21 protein-coding genes and 1 pseudogene are annotated in these 21,434 nt (G+C 36.1%); 4 read left to right on the plus strand and 18 right to left on the minus strand.

Going from position 1 to position 21,434, the window contains the following annotated elements:
* The first annotated feature begins 122 nt into the window (after positions 1 to 122).
* Complete coding sequence (locus tag EHQ58_RS18720) at positions 123 to 293, plus strand: hypothetical protein (RefSeq protein ID WP_167883594.1); 171 nt, start codon at positions 123 to 125, stop codon at positions 291 to 293.
* Positions 294 to 427: 134 nt separating this feature from the next.
* Here EHQ58_RS18720 and EHQ58_RS10105 read toward each other — a convergent pair whose 3' ends face one another.
* A complete protein-coding gene (locus EHQ58_RS10105; RefSeq protein WP_135623784.1) occupies positions 428 to 865 on the minus strand; it encodes a hypothetical protein in 438 nt (145 codons plus the stop codon).
* A 225-nt stretch (positions 866 to 1,090) separates the two neighbouring features.
* On the opposite strand from EHQ58_RS10105, the gene EHQ58_RS10110 reads away from it, so the two are divergent.
* Positions 1,091 to 1,423 carry a helix-turn-helix domain-containing protein gene (locus EHQ58_RS10110; RefSeq protein WP_135623785.1) on the plus strand — a complete coding sequence of 111 codons (333 nt, stop codon included), beginning with the start codon at positions 1,091 to 1,093 and terminating at the stop codon, positions 1,421 to 1,423.
* A 273-nt stretch (positions 1,424 to 1,696) separates the two neighbouring features.
* Here EHQ58_RS10110 and EHQ58_RS10115 read toward each other — a convergent pair whose 3' ends face one another.
* The 3 genes from EHQ58_RS10115 to EHQ58_RS10125 all read right to left on the minus strand — a co-directional run bounded on the left by EHQ58_RS10115 (position 1,697) and on the right by EHQ58_RS10125 (position 3,117).
* Entirely contained in the window at positions 1,697 to 2,254 is a 558-nt protein-coding gene (locus EHQ58_RS10115; RefSeq protein ID WP_135623786.1) for a dihydrofolate reductase family protein, read from the minus strand.
* 93 nt (positions 2,255 to 2,347) lie between these two features.
* On the minus strand, positions 2,348 to 2,731 hold the full coding sequence (locus tag EHQ58_RS10120; RefSeq protein WP_135623787.1) for a nucleotidyltransferase domain-containing protein: 384 nt from the start codon (positions 2,729 to 2,731) through the stop codon (positions 2,348 to 2,350).
* Complete coding sequence (locus tag EHQ58_RS10125) at positions 2,728 to 3,117, minus strand: HEPN domain-containing protein (protein ID WP_135623788.1); 390 nt, start codon at positions 3,115 to 3,117, stop codon at positions 2,728 to 2,730. Before EHQ58_RS10125 ends, EHQ58_RS10120 begins: the two co-directional genes overlap by 4 nt.
* A gap of 141 nt (positions 3,118 to 3,258) precedes the next feature.
* Between EHQ58_RS10125 and EHQ58_RS10130 the strand changes: the two genes are divergently transcribed.
* Positions 3,259 to 4,782 (plus strand): adenylate/guanylate cyclase domain-containing protein, encoded by a 1,524-nt coding sequence (locus EHQ58_RS10130; RefSeq protein WP_135623789.1) that lies wholly within the window; start codon positions 3,259 to 3,261, stop codon positions 4,780 to 4,782.
* A 67-nt stretch (positions 4,783 to 4,849) separates the two neighbouring features.
* Here EHQ58_RS10130 and EHQ58_RS10135 read toward each other — a convergent pair whose 3' ends face one another.
* From EHQ58_RS10135 to EHQ58_RS10165, 8 genes are all read right to left on the minus strand, one after another.
* Entirely contained in the window at positions 4,850 to 5,329 is a 480-nt protein-coding gene (locus EHQ58_RS10135; RefSeq protein WP_135623818.1) for a VOC family protein, read from the minus strand.
* 310 nt (positions 5,330 to 5,639) lie between these two features.
* Positions 5,640 to 6,587 (minus strand): hypothetical protein, encoded by a 948-nt coding sequence (locus tag EHQ58_RS10140; protein WP_135623790.1) that lies wholly within the window; start codon positions 6,585 to 6,587, stop codon positions 5,640 to 5,642.
* 66 nt (positions 6,588 to 6,653) lie between these two features.
* On the minus strand, positions 6,654 to 6,899 hold the full coding sequence (locus EHQ58_RS10145) for a hypothetical protein (protein ID WP_135623791.1): 246 nt from the start codon (positions 6,897 to 6,899) through the stop codon (positions 6,654 to 6,656).
* A gap of 4 nt (positions 6,900 to 6,903) precedes the next feature.
* Entirely contained in the window at positions 6,904 to 7,200 is a 297-nt protein-coding gene (locus EHQ58_RS10150; protein WP_135623792.1) for a hypothetical protein, read from the minus strand.
* A gap of 74 nt (positions 7,201 to 7,274) precedes the next feature.
* Positions 7,275 to 7,583 carry a hypothetical protein gene (locus EHQ58_RS10155; protein WP_135623793.1) on the minus strand — a complete coding sequence of 103 codons (309 nt, stop codon included), beginning with the start codon at positions 7,581 to 7,583 and terminating at the stop codon, positions 7,275 to 7,277.
* A 798-nt stretch (positions 7,584 to 8,381) separates the two neighbouring features.
* Positions 8,382 to 8,522 (minus strand): hypothetical protein, encoded by a 141-nt coding sequence (locus tag EHQ58_RS18725; protein WP_167883595.1) that lies wholly within the window; start codon positions 8,520 to 8,522, stop codon positions 8,382 to 8,384.
* A 339-nt stretch (positions 8,523 to 8,861) separates the two neighbouring features.
* Positions 8,862 to 9,941 (minus strand): ATP-binding protein, encoded by a 1,080-nt coding sequence (locus EHQ58_RS10160; RefSeq protein WP_210412804.1) that lies wholly within the window; start codon positions 9,939 to 9,941, stop codon positions 8,862 to 8,864.
* Between the two features lie 224 nt (positions 9,942 to 10,165).
* Entirely contained in the window at positions 10,166 to 10,351 is a 186-nt protein-coding gene (locus EHQ58_RS10165) for a hypothetical protein (protein ID WP_135623795.1), read from the minus strand.
* Between the two features lie 241 nt (positions 10,352 to 10,592).
* Between EHQ58_RS10165 and EHQ58_RS10170 the strand changes: the two genes are divergently transcribed.
* On the plus strand, positions 10,593 to 13,697 hold the full coding sequence (locus EHQ58_RS10170) for a DEAD/DEAH box helicase (RefSeq protein ID WP_135623796.1): 3,105 nt from the start codon (positions 10,593 to 10,595) through the stop codon (positions 13,695 to 13,697).
* 215 nt (positions 13,698 to 13,912) lie between these two features.
* Here the strand turns inward: EHQ58_RS10170 and EHQ58_RS19050 are convergent, their stop codons facing one another.
* The 6 genes and pseudogenes from EHQ58_RS19050 to EHQ58_RS10215 all read right to left on the minus strand — a co-directional run bounded on the left by EHQ58_RS19050 (position 13,913) and on the right by EHQ58_RS10215 (position 21,007).
* Positions 13,913 to 14,140, minus strand: a complete 228-nt coding sequence (locus EHQ58_RS19050) for an SRPBCC domain-containing protein (RefSeq protein WP_342776236.1) — start codon at positions 14,138 to 14,140, stop codon at positions 13,913 to 13,915.
* 10 nt (positions 14,141 to 14,150) lie between these two features.
* Positions 14,151 to 14,942: pseudogene (locus tag EHQ58_RS18940) on the minus strand (DUF2167 domain-containing protein).
* Positions 14,943 to 15,119: 177 nt separating this feature from the next.
* Positions 15,120 to 17,636: a DEAD/DEAH box helicase family protein gene (locus EHQ58_RS10200; RefSeq protein WP_135623799.1), complete on the minus strand. Its 2,517-nt coding sequence runs from the start codon at positions 17,634 to 17,636 to the stop codon at positions 15,120 to 15,122.
* 114 nt (positions 17,637 to 17,750) lie between these two features.
* The gene (kwaB, locus tag EHQ58_RS10205; protein ID WP_135623800.1) at positions 17,751 to 18,704 is read right to left on the minus strand and encodes an anti-phage protein KwaB; all 954 of its coding nucleotides are present in this window, start codon (positions 18,702 to 18,704) and stop codon (positions 17,751 to 17,753) included.
* Positions 18,694 to 19,272: an anti-phage protein KwaA gene (gene kwaA / locus EHQ58_RS10210; protein ID WP_135623801.1), complete on the minus strand. Its 579-nt coding sequence runs from the start codon at positions 19,270 to 19,272 to the stop codon at positions 18,694 to 18,696. Before kwaA ends, kwaB begins: the two co-directional genes overlap by 11 nt.
* A gap of 196 nt (positions 19,273 to 19,468) precedes the next feature.
* On the minus strand, positions 19,469 to 21,007 hold the full coding sequence (locus EHQ58_RS10215) for a P-loop ATPase, Sll1717 family (protein WP_135623802.1): 1,539 nt from the start codon (positions 21,005 to 21,007) through the stop codon (positions 19,469 to 19,471).
* Positions 21,008 to 21,434: the final 427 nt, after the last annotated feature.

Below are 21,434 nucleotides of genomic sequence, written 5' to 3' on the forward strand. Positions count from 1 at the left end.
AATTTTTGTTTGTCAGGGCATAGCTATGCATAGTAAGCCTTGCTCTGACAAATTTTTGTTTCGAGATGGTGACAACTGCTCCGAAGATCATAAGTCGTCGTCTCTAGGCATCTAACAGGCAGATGGAAATTGCTTTTTATCTGCCTCGCCTTGATAAAAATTCTAAAGAAAAAACGGATATCGGAAAAGAAATTGGCGATGTTTTTGAGGTTTTTTTAATAAATGCTGTACGAAAAAAAATTATGAATTTGAAAATTGTATGTAAGTTATTTCCTTCAAAAAAATTTTGGTAAAAGTGAATATCATGATTTATGAATGAGGTTTCATCCACAAATGATGCAATTGCTGTATGTGATCCTTCAAATCCGGATTTTCGATTTGGTAAAAGCCGGCTTTTGCTACTTTAAAAGTGATAAGAAGTGCCTCTTCACATAGCGCATTCTAGCTGATGCATTTGATCTGAGGTTGGCGGAAGATCTTCCGCGCTCTTTTGCTTCGATGCGAGTAGAGCATGGAGAGAGGTTAGTTTTGCCCGTATCTCTTCCAGCTCCTCACGGGAAAGTTGCAACCCGCCATACTGATAGGCGCGTTCGATTTTGGCTTGGAACTCATGGAGTGGATCTAGGGCGTCATACACTGGATAGGAGAGCGCCATTTTGCGATAAGCAAGCTGTTTCTCCGTCTCAATTCTATCGAGTAGTTTTTTGAACTCAGGATCTCGTTTGGACCATTGCGTAATGATCGTGACATTTAGAGAGAGAGCTTTCGAAACTTTGCGGAAGCTGAATCCTTGTTCGATTAATAGCAGTGCAGTTTCCTTTTGTAAGGAGACTTGGGGATAGGGTCTCATTGGTCTTGCTTTCATTCGTTTTGAATCTCTCCTTGGGTTATCAGTAAAATCGTAGAATGAAAATGGATATCGGAGAAGAAATTTTGGCAAAAAATTAGATTTTTAAAGTAGGGGAGAGGGCTTCCCGAGGATTAGGTATAATTTTGTTCTTATGGGATGTATGTAAAAAATGATTGTTTAAATGGTCATAATGGTAGATAATGAGTATTATAATGGTCAATAAAATTTGATCTCTGAAAAATGAAAAAAAGACGGGCCTACTCACGATTTGCAAAGGAAGCAGGAATGCTTCTTGGAAAAGAAATCCAATATGAAAGGAAAATTAAAAATTGGTCTGAACAAAATCTTGCCGAACGTGCCGGGATCTCTCGCACTACCTTACAAAAGATTGAGGCGGGAGATATGACCGTTGCTTTGGGACTCGTTTTTGAGACGGCAGCGGTTCTTGGTATTCCTTTGTTTGTTGAGGAAGATCCCTCCTTAACAAAATCCATTCGCCAAACATCAGAAAAACTCGCACTTCTCCCCAAACGAATCCGCTCGAAGAATAGGAAAGTAAAAGATGACTTCTAAAGAAGTCTACACTCGGATTTGGCCGGAAAACGAGGTAACTCCTGTTATTTGCGGAAGAATCGAGGAGGTATGAAGTAAAATTTTCTTCGACAGAGGATCATTACAATTCCTGCTGACACAGAAGGGTGCCATCGAGAAAGACTTCATTTCGAGTTTTAAATCCTAGATATTTTCTAGGCTATGTGAGAAAAGAGAAGCTTGAATTGAAAATGAATTGTAAAAGTGTTCGCTAGAACCTAGTCAGGCAGCTACTCACTACAGCGTTACCTTTAACTATTTATTTCTCGTATAATGATGTGCGACCGTACCCGATTGGAATGTTTTCGTACTAAGGAGGTTTAATTGAACACTCTCATCGAGCTTCCAGTTTTCAAATAGACGAGGTCCTTTTCCTGAAACAACCGGATGGACAACAATGTGATACTCATCTATTAAATGGTGCTCTGAAAGTTGACTCGCGAGGCTCAGACTGCCCACCAAAATATCTTTTCCTGTTTGTTTCTTTAAAGCGCTTACTTCATCTATGAGTTTTAAATTGGATAAACGGGTGTTTGTATCCTCTACTTGTTTCCAGGTGTTGGAATAAAGGATCTTCTCTAGGGATGTAAATATATGAGCAAACTCATTTATTTTTTCTGACATGGAATTGTCTCTCGCAACATCAGGCCAAAAAGGAACCATTAGCTCATAGGTAATCCGTCCGTAAAGGATTTGGCTGGCATTGCTTAGAAGGTTGGTAAAGTAATTGTGCAAGTCATCATCGGCTATTCCGTCCGTGTGACTGCAGTGTCCATCGATAGTGGTATTGATGCCAAAAACAACTTTTCTCATTTGCTTTTTTATAAGAGATGGAGATTAAAAGAAAAGTAATAAAATTTACTAAATTGAAATATAAAAAATGAGCGGAAGGGATTTAAACGAAACTTAAAGGCGGATCTTATCTCTACGAAGTTCTTTCCAAAATCCAAGCGGATTTGTCTCCTCTATTAGCATTGTCCACTGACTCTCGGCGTAGACGATGAAATCAATATCTTTGAAATGGCTAATCGCACTAGAAACCAACTTCATTCTCATCCAATAAATTTCTGGATTCGTTTTCTCTAATGAAAGATCTGGCTCGTCTTTAAGTATGATTGCAAGGTCAATATCTGACCAGTCCGTATCTTCGTTTCTTGCGAAACTTCCAAATAAATAAGCACACGAGAAACCAGGGATCATTTCAATAGAAGATTTTAGATGCATGAGATAGGATTCTCTGTCTAAGCCTTCAAATCTTACTCTCGGTTTGGAATGGGTTAACGCGTTCATGGTGTTTGGATGTGTGAGCGTACAAAATTTAAAATGATCATGGATTGATCCATCGCATGCTTTGCCTGTGCCTGCGTAAAAGATTCAAAAGGAGCACCTTCTGGCAAGGAATCCGGGTATCTAGTAGGTATATAGAACAGATCCAATTCTTTGGCGATCGCTTCAATTTCCCCATTGATTTCAAGCTCCTGAGCAATTTTTCGCACCGAATGGGTTTTTACGATATCGAAACCTTTGAAAAAGCAAAATGCCTTCAATGCTTTCTCTGCCACCTGTTGAGCGATAAAGCAAGTTTGAGAGTAATGACCAGCCTCTAAGGAATGATTTCCCCATTCCCAATCATTTTCAGCTTGTCGAAACCAATCTAAATAGCGGTTGGAACCCATGGATGAATTCTTTCGCTTGTCCTTTCTTTTGCCAAGAAGAATAATCCGGATCGTAATTTCAGGATCTGAAGTCAGGCACGTTTTTCATAAAAGAGATCGCCGAAATGATGGGCATATGTTAGAATTTGAAAGCAAGCTCCAATGACTCAAAACAAATCCTTTCCATTCACTTTGACATTTATGGTGATTCCCATCGTGTCCAATTTAATTGCGGTTATCGCAAGTTTTGGACTGAATGACTTAATTTTTGTCCCTGAGGAAAGAGCTAGGTTTATCGGTTTTCTAAAAGTTGTACCATGGGCACTCGGGCTCATCAATGTATTGCCATTCACAGTTGCGGCAACATCTGTCCTATACTATCTTTATCCACTTATGAAAGAATTAAGGGATTTTGAAAAAGTAAATTTCTTAGATGACCGAGCGGCAAATAGGCTACTCAATGCTCCGCTTATCATCAGTTTGATGGGACTCGGTGGTTGGTTCATTGGCAATGCTACTGCAGTTTCCCTTCAATTTTATTATATCCACAATGTAACTCTAAGAGGAATGACAGTTACGATAGCGAATACATTGTCTTTAGGTGGAATCGCCTTTGTATTCACTTACTATACTCTCGACTACATCAATCGTACAAAGTTTATTACTAGGTATATCCGAGATTATAAAATCAGCGAAATTGAAGGAGTCCTGAAGCCATCCATCGCACTTCGGTTTTTTATTTTCTTTTTTTCCGTCACTCTTCTTCCCATCCTTATTTTGACTCTCATGCTCTCTAAGATATCACTTGCTGGATTCGGTTCGATTCCTTTTTCAATGCTAAGCGTACCGCTAATCATGGTTTCCCTAGGTGGTATATTAAGTTGGCTTTTAGCACGAGCCTTTGACAAACCTTTAGTAGAAATGAAAGCGGCAGTAAGCAAAATCCAAGAGGGAAATTTTGATATAAAGTTAGATGTCACAACGACAGATGAACTAGGATTACTCGGAGAACGAATCGAGCAAATGGCCGTTAGTTTAAAGGAAAAAGAATTCATAAAGGAAACCTTCGGTAAAGTGGTAGATCCAGCGGTCCGTGATCATCTACTCGGAGGAAATGTAAAACTCGGTGGGGAAATGCGTTCTGCAACAATCCTATTTTGTGATTTGCGAGGATTTACTTCTCTATCTGAACAACTCACACCAGTTCAAATTGTTGAAATGTTAAACACTCATTTCGATACAATGAGTAAGTGCATTGAACAAGAAGGTGGACTCATCAACAAATTTATAGGTGATGCCATCATGGCGATATACAATGTACCTGTTCCCCTTGATAACCATGCAGAAAGAGCATTTGTAAGTGCACGGCGAATGCTCAGTCGTCTGGAACAAATGAATGCGAGTTTTAAAGAAAAGGGATTTCCTGAATTGAAAATTGGAATCGGCATTCACACGGGCGAGGTTTTAGCAGGAAATATTGGGAGCTCCTCTCGATTAGAATATACCGTGATTGGAGATGCCGTCAACGTTGCTTCCCGCATTGAATCTCTCTGTAAAGAAACAAATCGAAATTTGCTTCTCTCGGAATCTACAAAAACATTCCTGCCGACAAGCGTTCACTTGGATTCGTTAGGTAAATTTCAATTGAAGGGGAGAGAAGAAATGCTACAGATTTATGCTGGTTAGTTGCCTCATCCTCTAAAGGTATCTGTTTTACAATTTTCCTATCGGAATCACAATCAAAAATTTTCGTTCAAGAGTTTTCTAAAATTTCTGTCGCGGTTTGACTGCCGAGTTGTTCCGCTAGTCCAATAAGAATTCCTTCTGCTCCGCGAACGTAGCAGAGCTTATAAATATCTTCATACCGAACCAGTTCACCAACAAGTTCTGCACCTTGCTTCACAAGCCTAGATAACAATTCATCAAGATTATCAACCCTAAACATGATGCGCAGATAGCCAAGGGAATTGACAGGTGCTTTTCTGTGGTCAGAAATTATACCCGGCGTGATAAATTTTGAGAGTTCAATGCGTGTGTGTCCATCGGGCGTTACCATCATTGCGATCTCGACCGTCTGGTTTCCGAGACCCGTTACACGTCCAGCCCATTCACCTTCCACGATCATTCTTCCTTCAAGTGTGAGTCCAATCTCTTGGAAGAAAGAGATCACATTGTCGAGAGACTCGACAACAATTCCAACATTGTGCATTTCAAGTAGCTTGCTTTTTGTCATAGATTTATGGATCATAAATTTCAGCTTAAACAGTTTTGGTATATCAAAAAAATTGAGGACGGAATTAGATTAAATCATTCTCTCTAAAATGAGAGGCACGCCGCATAACGTCGGCTGATACACACCCTTCGTGACTGTCGCTCTCGCGGCCTAAGCACATTATAGTGTAGGCAATTTCGTGAGGCACAGAAGATCAACTTAATGCCTTGATGCCTGGGTAGTATTTTTGGGTGATCCCAAAGAGGAGATTGGATTAAAGAATCTTAAGAGACATAACTAGCTTCCCATAATTAGCATTATGTCAAAAACCTTAAAGCTCATGCGGGATTAGAAATTGTCCTATATCACTGGAAAATTCAGTGGAACTTCGATTTATTTGTTTTGCAATATCCTCATCTAAGAGTGGTAATATTCGACTTTCAATATAATTAAATTTATCCTGCAGATAGATTTTTCTAAGGTTTGGCATTGCAGAGAATAATCGTTTATCAACATCTCTGTTGAAATTTGGGAAAGAGTAACCAATTACAACAAGAATTTCCGTATCTGAAATGGAATTAATTGTATCTTTTAAATCTCTTTCAAAAGAGGATTCATTCTCCCATGCAAACCTAATATTAAATAAATATTCTCCGTTCTTTGAAGCAAGGAAGAGTTTGTTTAAATCTATTACCTTTTCGGAAGGATTAGTTTTTTGATTATAGATAAAATCAAATGCATCGGCCGTAACATACTTTTGATTTCCATCCATAAAAAAGGAAGAAGCTGCATAACCATTAAGCCTAAAAAAAAGATTTCTTTTTAACTTTGCTGAATGCAATGAATCTGTCAATGGTCCAAATTTCTGATTAAGAACAGATATATTTTGCGAAGTCAATTCAGAAAGCGCTGAAATAAGTTGTATATCATAATTCCATGTTGCAATTTTTAGATTTTCCCTAATGGAATAATCGCTACCTATGCGATCAATTACGGCAGCTAGAAAAGCATAATACCTTTTATCGACACCATTGATTAACTGGATAAGAATGAGATAAAAGCATAAGGTTCTTTTGATCTTCTCATATTCATCTAGATTGTTTGATAGATATGCCTTCCGAGCAAAAATATCAGGCGTCCCGTAATCCTTTATTCCTTTATCTAAAAATCTTAAATCTTCTACCAGTTCTGGCCGTAGGGCACGCAAGAAAGAAGTTGTTCCAAGGCTACTACCTAAAACTTTCTCGACATAGCTTTCCATCTCATTAACTACAGGCACAGCTCCCTGGCTAGCCCCGGCGCCGAGTAGGTAAAGGTGTTTTTTTATTAGTTTTTCTTAATTCACTCATATCAATTCCTCAACCTTAAAAACCTTTTTCTCGAAAAAATGAAATTTCAACCCTTTACCATGGCATTTGAACTCTAGCGATTCATGTATTTTTTGCTCATCCCAGTTCAACTTCTTAAGTGGAACATGTTTTTTGCATACTTGGCAAACAGGATGGTATCCGCTATCTTCCAAATATTTTTCCGCTTCGCCCGTTAAAACGAACTGATCTTCATCAGATTGTGGTCCATATTCGCCTGTCATTTGATTATTTTTCGATAGCAACAGTTAAATCATCGAGTAGCACCTTAATTTGTTTGATGATTTTTTTACTCTGGTTTTTTACTTCTTCTTCTGGAAAAAGCTCCATTAACTTTTCATGAATCAATGTCTGGTACCCTACCCCACTGACCTCTGCGCGCTCCTTAATCCGACCTAACAGTTTTGGATCTAATTTAATAGAAATCGCAACCCTCAATTGAGCTCCGTTGTCCTTTAGATCGGATTTCAACCTTGCCTCTTCCTTGATGTCCCTTTCGAATTCGCCTTTCTTAAATTTGCTCATCATTTACTCCTATTTAAGGTCTCTGTTTGGGGAAAAGTTTTCAAAAAAATTCTAATTTCACTAGCTTCAGAAAGCTATTTATCAATAACAACTGCTACTCGGATCTGATATTTTTTCTCTATAATCCAAGGAAGTTCTACGATGATCACTTTTTCAGATTTATTACTTTTTTTAAATCCGTAAGTGAATCGACCTTTTATGATTTCAGTTGCAACTAATTCAAAGGGAAGTCTTGGAAATTGTTTTTGTTTCGCTTCCTGTTTTAGCTGTTCCAGCCGATTTCCATGTTTTAGGTATATACCGTGTAAGCTCAGAATATATATAATTTTCCCTATCTCCCAAAAAAATAAACCATATCCGGTGAGTTCAGTTGAAGCTTTCAATAATGAAATCGAAGACCAAGTTTCCGGTCAAACTTTCCCCCTACTCCATATTTGAAATTTTTTCCAATTAATCGGCACTTTGTTATTTCAAAATAGAGGGAGGCGAAACTGCAAAGGCAGACAAGGCATTGCTCCCTTCCCTTCCTATTCTTGGTTCCCTCTTCTAAGTTTGGGTTTCTGCCAAAATAGAGGCACTATCAGACGCTTCATCTTGTGTTTGATGAGTCCTTTTTTACTCAAAATATTGCCAATCAATGTATCGCTCGGAATTTGTTTTAGTTTATTAAATCTAGCTTTTAATATGGGTCGAAGTTTCGGAGGTCCTCAAGACGAATGCACTTCCCGCAAATCAAGGATTAATCGAATGACGTTTTCTTGTTTTTCATTTGATTAAGAGATACTCATTCCGGATTAATCTTTGAGCCCTTCAATACCTACTGATTCAGTGTTCTTGAAATATTTATATCCATTTTTTTTAATATTGAAGTCTCTGCATAGATCAGCAAAACACCAGTTTCAACTTTTAACGGATGCAATAAATTTGATTGTGTCTTCTGTCGCTTTGGTTTCCTTCCAGGGAACCGGGAATACCTCCGATAAAGATTGTAAGTGTCATCATTTCTACTTTCTTGTCTAAATGAATTTTACTATCTTTTACTCCAGGTGTTTAAAACGTATCCTTGATTTTCCAATTGGCAATATTTCAGTGATATCAATTTGTTTTTCTTTTAGTTGACCTGCGTCCCAAAAATCTCCTCTGCTTAATTTATGTAATTTTAGAATCGTCTGTAGATTGATCTAAATTTTGTTATGTGATTCATGTATCCATCGGAGTGCTTTTTGGTAGCCACTGACTTCCTCTTTATTGCTATCCTTCAAGAACGTTTTTCCAAACGATACAGTTCCAATACGATTTTGTGCAATGTTAACACCTTCCATACGATATGAGGAAATGGAATTCTCAATCAGGGCATGTTCATTCAGATTCTTTTATTTTTGTGGAGAATGTATACTTTAAAGTGCCTGCTTTCCCTTACACTCGCCTAAGGCTGAAAGAAGCTAAGATGTTGTAATTGGAATGCTTTCCAAATTATTTATTAATACTTCAACTGTTTTCATTTTATAGATAATTTCTCTAATATTAACACTTCATTTTCGCTTGATAATTCTTTTACCTAATTTATTACCTAATTTTCGGAAATTACCTAATTAAGGAATTTTTGAGAGTATGGCAAAGTTTTTTTCAAAGGAATGTATTAACGAGTTTGACTCTCTTCCTTAAGAAGCCACAAGTTCTTTCACTCGCTCTTTCCAAAACGATTCCCATCGTCTAACTTTTATCGTCCCCTCATCCCATTCTTTTTCTCCGAGATGGACCTGATAAAGAAAAGGGATCGATAATCGTTCTTTAAAATAACGTAAATGAGATGAAATTTTTTTATCACCCGTTTTACATTCAACGGCAAAAATCGGTTTTTTATTTTTCAAAACGACAAAATCTATTTCTCGAAGGTCGGTATCGCGGACAAATCTAAGTTCCATATCATATCCATTTACATCATCTTGGAAATGACAATAATAGAGCAATTGACTAGCGACAAAGTTTTCAAATCTCGCTCCATCACTCTCAATTTCAGCCCAATCCCATAAATAAAGTTTATTCGATTTTTTAACTGCTCTAATCTTTGGTCCACCTAAGGGAAGGATGCGATAGGAATAATAGATAGTTTCCAATACCAAGAGCCAATGACTTACCGTATTCGGAGATACCTCTAAATCTTCTTTTAAACTGTTGATGGAAAGTACAGAGCCCACTTTACTCGGTAGGGCATCTACCAAAAGTTCAATCTTTGATAAATCCTTCACGGTATCTAAATCTCTCAAATCTTGGTAAACAAGACGACTCAGACGTTCCCGTTTCCATAGGCGGTACTTTCGTTCACTTTTTGCAATCAATGGCTCTGGAAATCCACCAAACTTCAATAATTCGAGAGTGCTCTCTCGGCTACATTTTGAATCAACCTCATGCAGGGCAAAGGGATGAAGCCGAAAATAACGATAACGGCCAAATAGAGAATCACCTCCTTTGCGGAGTGTATCCAATCTCGCACTTCCCGTTACGATGATAGAAAGCGAGTTTTTGTATTTATCATAGAGTCCTTTTAGGAGCATACGCCATCGGCTATATTTATGGATTTCATCCAAAACTACGGTGGTTAACTTAGGATCGATCTGGTGTGTTTTAATGATACTTCGGTCACCTAAATCATCCCAATTCAAATACTGACTTTCAGACTTCAGAAAAGATTTTGCTAGGGTCGTCTTTCCTACTTGTCTGGGGCCTCCAATGAAGGTCATTCGAGATCCCAGATCCTCTTTCATAAAGGGAAATATGCTCCGCGTATTCTTCATATAAGTGAAGAATACTCATGAGTATTCTTCAGTCAACTGAATATTGCGGACTTGCCAATAATCCGGCGTATTGTCTTTTGAATCTCTTATCTATATTAAATTTGTGTCTGGTATCTTTGCAATTCTGAGAGCCAGCGCAATTCGATAACCGATTCCCTTAAATCGTCTGTTCACAAAAGATCAGGATGGATGCTGTTTAAATTTTTCCAAACCTCTGACGTTGTGATCATTGAAAACAAATCAAGAAAGTAATCCATCGTATTCTTTAAGCAGGATAACTTGGAACTCTTTCTTGCAAATACAGAGAACCTGACAAAAACCCCCGTTTCAAAATCAAGCTCACTGATCGAAGCCATTTAACTCCTGCCCTGGGCCTCACATAGGCGAAATCAGGTGGTTCAATATAAGCTTTTTCTAAATTACATTCCGTCAAGCAAATGAGTTTTTAAATGTGCTATAAATCGCATTATGTGAGATGTGGGGAGCAAACTAGATATGAGAAAGAAACCGGATTTAACGATGTTTTCATTTTGATATTGGGGCTGGGACCTTAGAAATTTACTTGAATATTAATAATATAAGCTTTAATTCAGTTTCATGGAAGAAATCGTCCCAGGAATATACGATCGCTTAATCGATCTCGAGTTAAGCGAGATTTTGGGCCGAACCGATTTGACTCCCATTTTGAGAAAAATCGATGATGAAGAAGCACCTGCCGTATACGCTCTCTTTCTATCTCAGATATTGAATAAAGCTTTGTCCGGGTTAGAATCCGCGAAGCAAGTGGAAATTTATAATCAAATTTTGGAGCTCTTATCCTCCACAGAGGGTCTTGACTATATCAAAAGAAAGAAATTAATAGGGATTGATAATTCTCAGCTTCTACTTTCGACAGACAAAGCTCTTAAGAGACCGACTACTTCCTTACATATTAGTTCATTATTAACTGGTCAAGGCAATGATCCTTCGTTAGATCATGAGATCCGGGCCGAGCTAATGACGGCTGATCGAGTGGATATTCTTGTTTCTTTTATTAAATGGTCAGGATTGCGACTACTTTATCCTGCGTTTGAAATCTTGCAGGGAAGAAAAGTTCCCGTTCGAATCATCTCTACAAGTTATATGGGTGTGAGTGATCCGGAGGCTCTGCGAAAGCTCTCCCAGCTTACAAACGTACAAATTAGAGTCTCCTATGATCCGGGACGGACTCGCCTCCATGCGAAGGCTTATCACTTTTTTAGAAAGACTGGTTATTCAGCTGCATACATTGGTTCGGCGAATATGACGGATGCGGCAATGACCGAGGGGCTGGAATGGACCGTGAAAGTCACGGCTCAAGATATGCCTCACATTTTGGATAGATTCACGGCCGAATTTGAATCCTACTGGGAGGACAAAGAATACCAAGTATTACAATCCGACTTGGACCTTCTTCGATTTAAGAAAGCCCTACTAGTATATAAAAATCCCTCTAATACCCAAAATACCTTTTTTGCAGATTTAATTCCAAGGACGTATCAAGAGCGAATTCTTGAACAGGTTGCTTCCGACAGACAATTAGGCCATAGACGAAATCTAATTGTTGCGGCGACGGGAACGGGAAAAACCGTAATCTCAGCCTTTGATTATAGAAACTATTGTCAGATCTCAGGTACCAAGCCTACCCTTCTTTACATTGCTCATCGAAAGGAGATTTTAGAACAAGCATTAGGTTGCTTTCGAATGGCATTAAGAGACCAAAATTTCGGTTATCTCCTAGTGGATGGACTTGATCCATTTGTCGAAAATGATTCCCCACAACATTTGTTTGCCTCGATCCAAAGCATCCAATCAAAGAAGCTATGGGATAAACTTGGAAAAGATTACTTTCGCTTTATCATTTTAGATGAGGCGCATCATGCAGCGGCATCAAGTTACAGGCCTATATTTGATAACTTTGAATGTGATATTATGTTGGGATTAACTGCGACTCCTGAGAGAATGGATGGCGATTCCATTCTGGGTGATTTTGGGAATCGATTTGCTGCGGAAATCAGATTACCCGAAGCCTTGGACGAAAGACTTCTCTGTCCTTTTCATTACTTCGGTGTGAGTGATAATGTAGATCTTACGGAAGATAAGTTTTGGAAAAATGGAAAGTTTGATCTTAAAGAATTAGAAAATGTTTATACTGGAGATGACATTAGAGCCAAACAAAGGGCAGCTCTAATCTATGAATCACTTCTGAAATACCAACCAAATTTAGATGAGGTTAGAGGAATAGGTTTTTGTGCGAGCGTAAAACATGCTCATTATATGGCCGAATGTTTCAAACAATTTGGAATACCTACCGAAGTCATACTTGGCGAGATCGACTCGGAGATACGTGCACAGCGTCTGAAGAGTTTCCGTGCGGGCATTTTAAAATTTCTTTTTACAGTGGATGTCTTTAATGAAGGCATCGACATTCCTGAGATCAATACAGTTTTATTTTTACGACCTACCGAAAGTTTAACAATTTTTCTGCAACAACTCGGTAGAGGTTTAAGACATGCTCCAAATAAAGTTTGTCTTACTGTACTCGACTTCATCGGACATACACATAAAAAGTATCGCATAGATAGGAAGTTTGCAGCGCTACTCAAGAAGAAGCGTCGAAGTTTAGAGAACGAAGTTGAAGAGGAATTTCCTAACTTGCCATCAGGTTGTGCAATTCAGTTGGAGCGTATTGCTCGAGATTCTATACTAAAGAAACTTAAAGAAATTTTCAAGGATCTAAATCACTTCATACCCGAATTAATTAATACTTGGGATATTTCACGATCCGGTGAATTCAATTTTTCCAATTTTCTTACGGAAAGTGCACTTAGCGCCTTGGTAGTGTTAAAAAGTAAAACTTGGTCAGAATGGAAAGTATCTCGACCAAATCAAATTAGTCTAATAGATCCAGATTTGCAAAAAGGACGATCCGCACTTTCGAGACTTGCTACTAGAACGTATCCGAATCTCTTGAATGCTTTTATTGAATTGGCTCGTGGTAATTTCCAAACGATAGATGCTGATCCCGAGTTACAGACTTGCCTACACTATGTAATGTGGGGTATTAAAGGCAGCGAGATAGGCGTAAAAAATTGGGAGGAGTCATTGGCGAGATGGCTGCGCAATCCTTCTGTCGTTCAGGATGCCAAAGAAATTGCTGAATGGAAAAAAACAACGTATGAATTTCCCGTGAAAGAGATTCAATTGCCTTTTGCGTTTCCAATACCATTGCATAGCGAAGTTGGATCTTATGAAATTAAGGCTTGCCTAGGCCTTGCAACTATTTTAAATCCAGGGCCATCTGGCCAAGGTGTCATTCATTATGCCGATAAAAAAGTATATATTCATCTGGTCACTTTCCACAAAGACGAAAAACTATTTTCAAGCACTACTTCTTATAATGATTATCCTATAAGCCGGAGTAAACTTCATTGGCAAAGCCAATCATCAGGTACCATTGATGGAGTGGCTGGACAGAACTACATTCATTTTCATGAGAGAGGATATACGATTTTATTCTTTGCGAGACTTGCTAAAAAAGTGGAAGGAGAAACAAGTCCCTATTTATATCTCGGACCTGCCAAAGAATTATTGAGCTATCATGGAGAGAGGCCTATCTCCATGGAATGGGAGTTAGAATATCCGATGCCAGCATCTTTCTTTGAAGAAGTGAAAATGCTTTGATCAAATGCTAATAGGCCTAACATCTCGTTTGAATTTTCTATTAATCTAATTATTTTCAGCGTATCTTTAAAAATTGTCTAGAATCGATTGCCGGCCACGAATTTGCATTTCTAAAGGGTTCTTATCCTCAGTATCAAATTTCAAGTTCACATTCGTTTGATTACCTACGGTTTTAAATACGATACTGGCTTTTCTTCCATACGTCATAATATATTCTAACTTTTTTTCTCTAAGACATTATCATATCTCGCTTCAAAATCGAATCCAAAACTTTCATCTTCCGCTTCCATTCTTGCACGGTATTTCCCGCCCTTTCTTAAATCATTTTCTGCACTAGTGCAATGCCAGGATGGATCTGCGAAATTCCATTTAATAATATGCCGGGGATTCGTAGAATAATTCCAGACCAGATTTAAATCTGCGGTAAGCGATGTTGAACACAGTTATACGTTACTAATTTTCCGACGACTTATTGAAATATTTTTTTACAATACCGATGAGAGCTAAGAATCCGATGCCAATCAACTTCCAAGATTTAGCTAACATTCCGAAAAGTCCAACTTTTGCAAGAACCTTTCCCGCTATCAGTCCACCATTTCCATAGGCTGCAACTTTATCTATAATGGGATTAAAGTCAGAATACTTTTCTCCTGAATTGAATTCCGTTGATGTTAAAAGAGTAGGTATATCTTTTTCAACGATGGGAAATTTATCAATATCCGAAATAATATTTAGAACGAGAACCCCTTTTCTTCCTAGCATTCTAATATTTTAGTTTAAGGTGTTAATATCAGAATTGCCAAATTTTATATTTTTAGCCCAATGGAATTTTTTAGATTCTGCATCATGGAATGGCTTGGATGCCCATCCGACAAGTTCCAGTGAAGGGTATCCTTCTTTAACTCGATCTTCATTCGAATCAGAAGTTTCTTCCTACATTTTTTTAAGAAGTTCATCATAGTCTAAGGCTTTAGCCTTTTCATCCTCGACGTGACCTTCATCAGTAAAGGAGATGGAAACGGTTTAAGAAAATTTCTCACTAATCGGAGATTCATTTTTCTGAAAAATCATTCCTAGAATCTCCTCATTCGGAGGATTTCCCCAAACATCATGCAATACAAATTGACTTTGCTTCGAATCTGAGAATTTGAAACCATTTGGGACGTGAATTTTCGCCATATAACCCGAGAGGGTAACTTTCCCAGTTTTCATATTTAAGTTTTTCAACATTGAATTGGGGTACATCAACAGCAAGTAAACTCGTTCCCAAAAGCATTCAAACGACGACAAATTTGATTGAACTTCTCAGTTTATTTTAAAGCCTTCCATATTTAAAATAATATTTCGTAAATACCAAATAGCATGCAAAGAAGACTATTCCCTCCAGTAACAGACATCTGATGTTAAGCGACATGATTCTGATTAAAAATATTTAGGATCTTCAGAATATTTTTGTAAAAGATCCTCTTTCTGTAAATTGTGAATTGTTAAGAGTTTATTAATGAATTCTGTTGATAAAGATTGAAAATCCTGATTATGAAATTCTAAAACAAAAGCTTTGATATTTTTTTTGAATTCGTTCAATTTACCTTGTCTAATAACTTTGACATCTTTGTCTAAGTAAAGTTTTTCCGGAATCCTGAGGGTTGGTATAATCAAAAATGGCTTCATCTGAACGCCTAAGTAATTTTTTTTGAACCAGCCAATTGCTTGATCTATTTGTTCGACTTCACCTTTATATATTTCCTTCCTATCTAGCTCAACTTCATTTTTGCATTCAAATAATAAGTATTGGTTATCTGATATTGCCCATAAATTATCTGGTCCTTCTTTCCATTCTTTATCTGGTCTTTGACTTTCGAAGCCTAGAATTTTAGCCAAATCATCCAAAGCTTTCTCAAATTTGTCTGACTTTATTCCGAAATCAAGGTTTGTCAAAATAAGTGATATAGAAAGTTGAAGCTCATTGAAATTTTCATATCTCTTTAAAGTAGTTATTATATTTTTTATTCTATTTTGACTTATTATCTCAATTTTTTCAAAAACCATTCCTTCCTTCGGTCGAAGTAGAAGACGGTTTTTTTTATGGGCTGAAATCTGTTGGTTAAGTGACTCGTTTTTACTGAAATGATACGTGTATCGAGCTAAAGTTTGTATATAATAAGCTTTTTCTTTTTCATTCGTCAGCGAATCAATTAATTCTTGAATTTTGATAGCAGCACTTTTGAAATTAAAATGCTCAGCATATTTTTCTGCCTCCAATTCTAATTCGACTAAAGAAATTTTATCGTTTTCTTTATTTAAATGGCTAACTTTTGCCATTTCTTGATTATAATATTGTTTCCAGCCTTCATTTCTGTTTATGCATTGCAGAATAAGATCTTCTATTACCTTGAACTTACTTTCTTCTGGTTTAAGTTCTTTTGAAGCATCAGAGGCAATTTCTAGAGCTATTTCAATTTGTTTTTTTGTATATTCCGAAAATAAATTTTGTGTAGTTTTAGTTCTTATTTCTTTTATAAGTTCATTACCTAGCAAAATTATTACGCTGTAGTCTTTTTCACCTCTAACGCTTCGACCTAAACCCTGTTCAATTCTCTGTGCTGTTTTAGTAATTACTAGAGAAGTTTCTTCAATAACAGTTTCTAAATAAATATCAGAGAGGTTTTCTGAATATGGTTTTCCATCAATAATTAGGATTCGACATAGTTCATCTGCTAAATCGATTCCATCATATCTATTTAGAATTACAAAAGTATTTTCGAATTTTTGTCTTTTTAGATTATCTATCGACTCTGAAATGTTATTTTTCTTAACAATTATACCACCATTAGCCTCCCATAATTTTGCATTTTTTTCGCTATTTGAAACAGCGATAACTCCATACTTTTTTTTTGAAGGCTTTGCAAAGTAAGGAATAATTTCTTCCCGAGTTAGCTCGGCATCTATCAATCCTGGTATTAAAATCATTTTTTCCCCAGACCATTTTTCTTCTTTTAAACGGATAGGATTGAGTATTGCATTCGAAGAGACTTCGAGATTTTTTATTAATGCAGAATCATCGTAAATGGTAGCAGACATAAAAATTCTATGTTTTGCATCAAAATATGAACCAAAATCTGAAATTGGAATTTTATAAGGACTAATTTGAATACTCTTTCCATTTATGAACGCCTGGCAATTTAAAAGTCGATCTCTTAATATTGGCCAAGAATATTTTACAGAGTCATTCTTATCCTTCTCTCCGTGAATAATCGCTGTTACTTCTTCAAGTTTTTCTATCCAAGCCCAATAAGGAATTTTTAAAAGTGATTGGGGGTCTCCAGATACAATATCAAGCATCGTACCTTTTCCTTGAAATTCCAAGTCACCTCTAAATAAATGTAAAATCTTTTGATAGGGGAGATTATTTGCCGGAAATATAATTTGAAAAGTTGAAGCTATATGTTCAACGCAAGAATGAGCATCATCTATAACAATAGTTCCAACTTTTTCGGATCTATTTTTTAATCCAAATTTAGTTAAGCCATTAAAAAGTTTGGAAATAGATGTAATAAGTATTTTTTTATTATTTAAAAATTCATCAGGAATATCTTCCTTTGTGATAAGAACTGTGTCGAAACCGAAAGATGTGGCTTGCAAATGTGTCTGTTTCGCTAAATAATTATTTGGGCAAAGATATAAACTTGGACCTTCTTCTCTATTCAAATATGTTTGTAGTATTAGTAAGCCAATGAGAGTTTTTCCTTGGCCAGTCTGTAGTTTAATGATACTATCCTTTGCTTCCAGGGATTCACTAAACCATCTATCTAAAATTTCTTGTTGCGCGGGTCGAAGAGGACCTTTCTCACTTGATCTATCTAAACTGTCATATATCTTAAAGGGGTCTTTTCCTTTTTCTAAATTCTGGGAGTTTAATTTTTCTTTGAAGTCTACCATCGTTATTCCTTAGAAATTATTATCATGTCGCATAACGAACTTGGATACACGACGTTGTCCGTAGCTGAGTCTCGCAAAGACGTTAGCGTCTCAGCCGTTGTTATACGCTGGATCTTAAGTTATCTCATCTTTTGCTCTTATTGAATATCTTTTTTGAGTCAATTCCGACCTTAGGTAATCATCATTAAGCATAAGTAAAAATTTATCTGAAGAGGTTTTTGTATTTAAAATTATCTTTTTATTATCTGATGTATATTCAAATACATCTTTAAAAAATAGATGTTGTTTTGTGAATTCGATAATGTCTGTATTGGAAATAGCTCCCAAAACGGGAGAATTTCTTTCTGCCCGTATTAATTTTCGCGCAAATGAGATATCGGAGATTCGATCCTCAAGTGGTTTAGTATCTTCTAACAATTCAGTTTCTTTAATTTTAGAAATTCCTGATATGGCTGTATTGATTATAGCTTCGTGAACTCCGAAGTATTTTTCTACTACATTAAGGTTCTGAATAAAGCATTCATCATTAAAGAAAAAGAAATCCAGTGATGTATTAATTTTTATTATATCCTCTTGAAGTTTTTCGAATCTGCTTTCGTTCCTTAATCTTTTGATACTAAAATTTTTTGTATTCTTCATAAATTGGACTGGGTAGTGTTGTTTATAAAGTAAAAGCTTATTTGATGACGAAGAAATTTGAAGCCCTATTCCTTTTAGTTTGCTTAGATTATCTTCTGAATGATTGAATACTTGAGTCGAGTTATCCTGGTACAATTCTTTGATTTCTTTCAATTCCTTTGGTAAGTCGTCTATATCATATCGATATAGTACAGATTTTCTTTCATCTGCCTTTGATAAAGGAAGTAATGAAAAGGCTTCATTATATAAAATATTTTCTAGTAGATAGTTTCTGAAAGTTACCGTTAGCTCTTCTTGGGTTTGCTGGTCAATTATTGCCTGTCTTCCATATATAGATTCGTTATTTCTGAGTATAAAAATAAGATTCGAAATAATTTGGTCGCTATTTATAAATGCAGAAAGATTTATTTTTAAGTCATCAAATTCCATCTTTTACCTCGCCATAAGCTATATTTTCTCCAAGCAGTCGTATATGAATTGTATCCTCGGGTTTTATTATTTTTTTTGAAATAATTGTCATGTTAATTACTGCTTGATTGTGATTTTTGAATTCAATTTTGTATAGTTTGAATCCTAATAGTGCCAAGGTAGGATTTGTAAAAAATTTTTCAGTCTTTATATATATTGACCCTATTGCGATCAATAAAACTACCATTGATACAAACGATCTAATATCATTTGCATCAAAAGTAAAGAACGGAAGTATATAAGTAGCTAAGAATACTAAGTGCTCATAACTCATATCTTCCGTTTTAATTACTTTTCCTATATTAGTAAAATTATTTGAAATATCATGTGTAAATCTATTGTAGAATATATAACAAATGATACACATGAAAAGCGAAACGGTTGGCAAAATATTCAATTTTAGTAACTCAAAAAAACCAATAAATTTCGCATCTAACCCCATGTATATGGGTATATTTATGGTTCTTAATGCTATCATAATAAAAAGTAGCCACAATGATAATATATATAACTCAATTTTCTGTTTCATGACAATTGTTTTTAAGATCTGGCGTATAACGAATTAGCATTATTGACGTTCCTCGTAGCTGAGCCTACGTAGTAGGCGTTAGCGTCGGCGCGCTTTTTGCGCAGCCAAGAAAGCCTGACGGAGAGGAAAGTGGCGTAGCCCAGGCGAGGGCGGCAGTCCCGAAGCGCAGCGATAATGCGTAGCTATCCGCCGTGCTTTAATTATCCTTTCCTCGGGTTTCTTTTAAATTTAATCCCCGAGATAGACCATCGTGCACTCTATACTCAGGTGAATCTATGAATCCTTGGGTTGGATAAAAGCATTTATATTTCCATTCATTTGAACTGCCAATTTTAAAGCCAACTATAGAGTTATTGAAGAGAAATCTAATATATTCATTCGCTTGTTCATTTGTAATTTCTTCACCAATGGTAGAAAACCCGTTAATGAATTCTTCTTTTGTGATAGTTGTATAAGAATTGTTTTGCAGAACTGAAAAGATTTTAAATATTTCTGGTTTTTGTACTTTCCATTCATCAATAATTTCCTGTTTGAGCCATTCCGAGTAACCAGGCTCTGCTAAATAGATTGATTCGGTTTCAAGTTTTTTGTAATCCTTTTTACTTTCTTGAAATGGATCGTCATTATTTTCTTTCATCGTTTCTATTATTCTTCTCATATAAGAAATTAAATCTCTTGGACGCATCATAGTTCTTTTTAATATATAAGTAAATGGTTTTGTTCTTTGTCTCATTTCCTTTTTATCAAATAAATTATCAATTGATGTAATGTTTGGGATATTCGAGTTCTTGGCAAAATAGTTGATTCTTTCTAGAATTAGTTTTTCTAAACTTTCTTTTTTCCATGAGAGTAATCTACCGCAATCTTCCAATAATTTGTTTGCATCATTGATACTTAATGAATGGAAAATATCTTCCCGAAGAAATAAAATAGGTCTTATTAAATTTTTAAATTTTGAAGTAAAATAATCGTTAGCAGAGATTAACCCTGCAATTACTTTTTTTGATTGTTGAAAGGAAGATTCATCCCACGCTTCGTCAACTCTATCGAAAGCTATAAAAATTGAAATATCATTTCTATTTAAACTTAAAATAGCATTTTGTAAGTGAGCGATTATATTTTTAATATTCTCCGCTAGATGGCTTTGTAAAGTATGGTTTTGTCTTACCTCCTCAAAGGTAATTTCACCAGCATTGATAGAAATCGAATCTAGATCGCCTGATTCTAAGTCTAAACCACCGGATGGTAGCTTAAGTTTAGATAATCCTAGAATTTTTCTTCCTATAATTTTTGAAAGCGACGGTATAGGTGATTCAAAAAGTTTTTCTAGTAATTTGTTTGTATTGATGAATAATTTTGGAGGGTTTATCCTATTTTCCTTATAATATTCTGAAATTTGCTTAATACTTTCGACCAATATAACAAATATCCAAGATTGTTTGTATGCCATTGATTCTGCCTTAGATGAATCAAATAGTAATGTGTGAACATTCCAGTCATAATCATCAAAATTTAGAGTAGTCAATTTATTTCCTTTTTCCAGGTAATCGTTTTCGTTAGATTTGAGGAAATTAAATAAAGCAGTTTTGCCTGCCCCTTTTCTGCCTAGAATCAGAAACGAAGAAGGACTAGCGATGATATTCTTTAGGATTCCATTATCAGAAAAATAATAATGTAAGTTTTCATCTCTCTCCGCTGAAACTTTTCCAACATCGATCCATTCTAATATATTCATTTGTGTATCCTTTTTTTAAGTAAAATATAAAATCATGGCGCATAACAGGTACAAGCCGTATTTCGCTATGCCACCTCAATCCCACCACTTTCCCGTTACATCAATCAATCCCGTCAACCTTACGCCTGCTTATTTGTTTCGTCAAACATGTTATGTGAGTATTTTCTAAGTTTTGCGATATTTTTCAAAAAAATTTACTCAATCGATGCGAACCTGTAACTTTCTCCTATAAAAGTGATACAGAATTGAGCTATAAAAGGCTTAATATTGAAGATTCCTGGCTAGTAACTTCTAACTACCCTTCTTTGAAGCGTGTTAAACTTACTTTATTCTACTCTTATTAGATATAAAATTCTTTATCTTTGTCGTAAGCTCCCCTCTCCTTTTTCGATACGAGATATAATAGGAGACAGTAATAGAATCTTCG

It is taken from the genome of Leptospira ognonensis (genome assembly GCF_004770745.1).
GTDB lineage: Bacteria > Spirochaetota > Leptospiria > Leptospirales > Leptospiraceae > Leptospira_A > Leptospira_A ognonensis.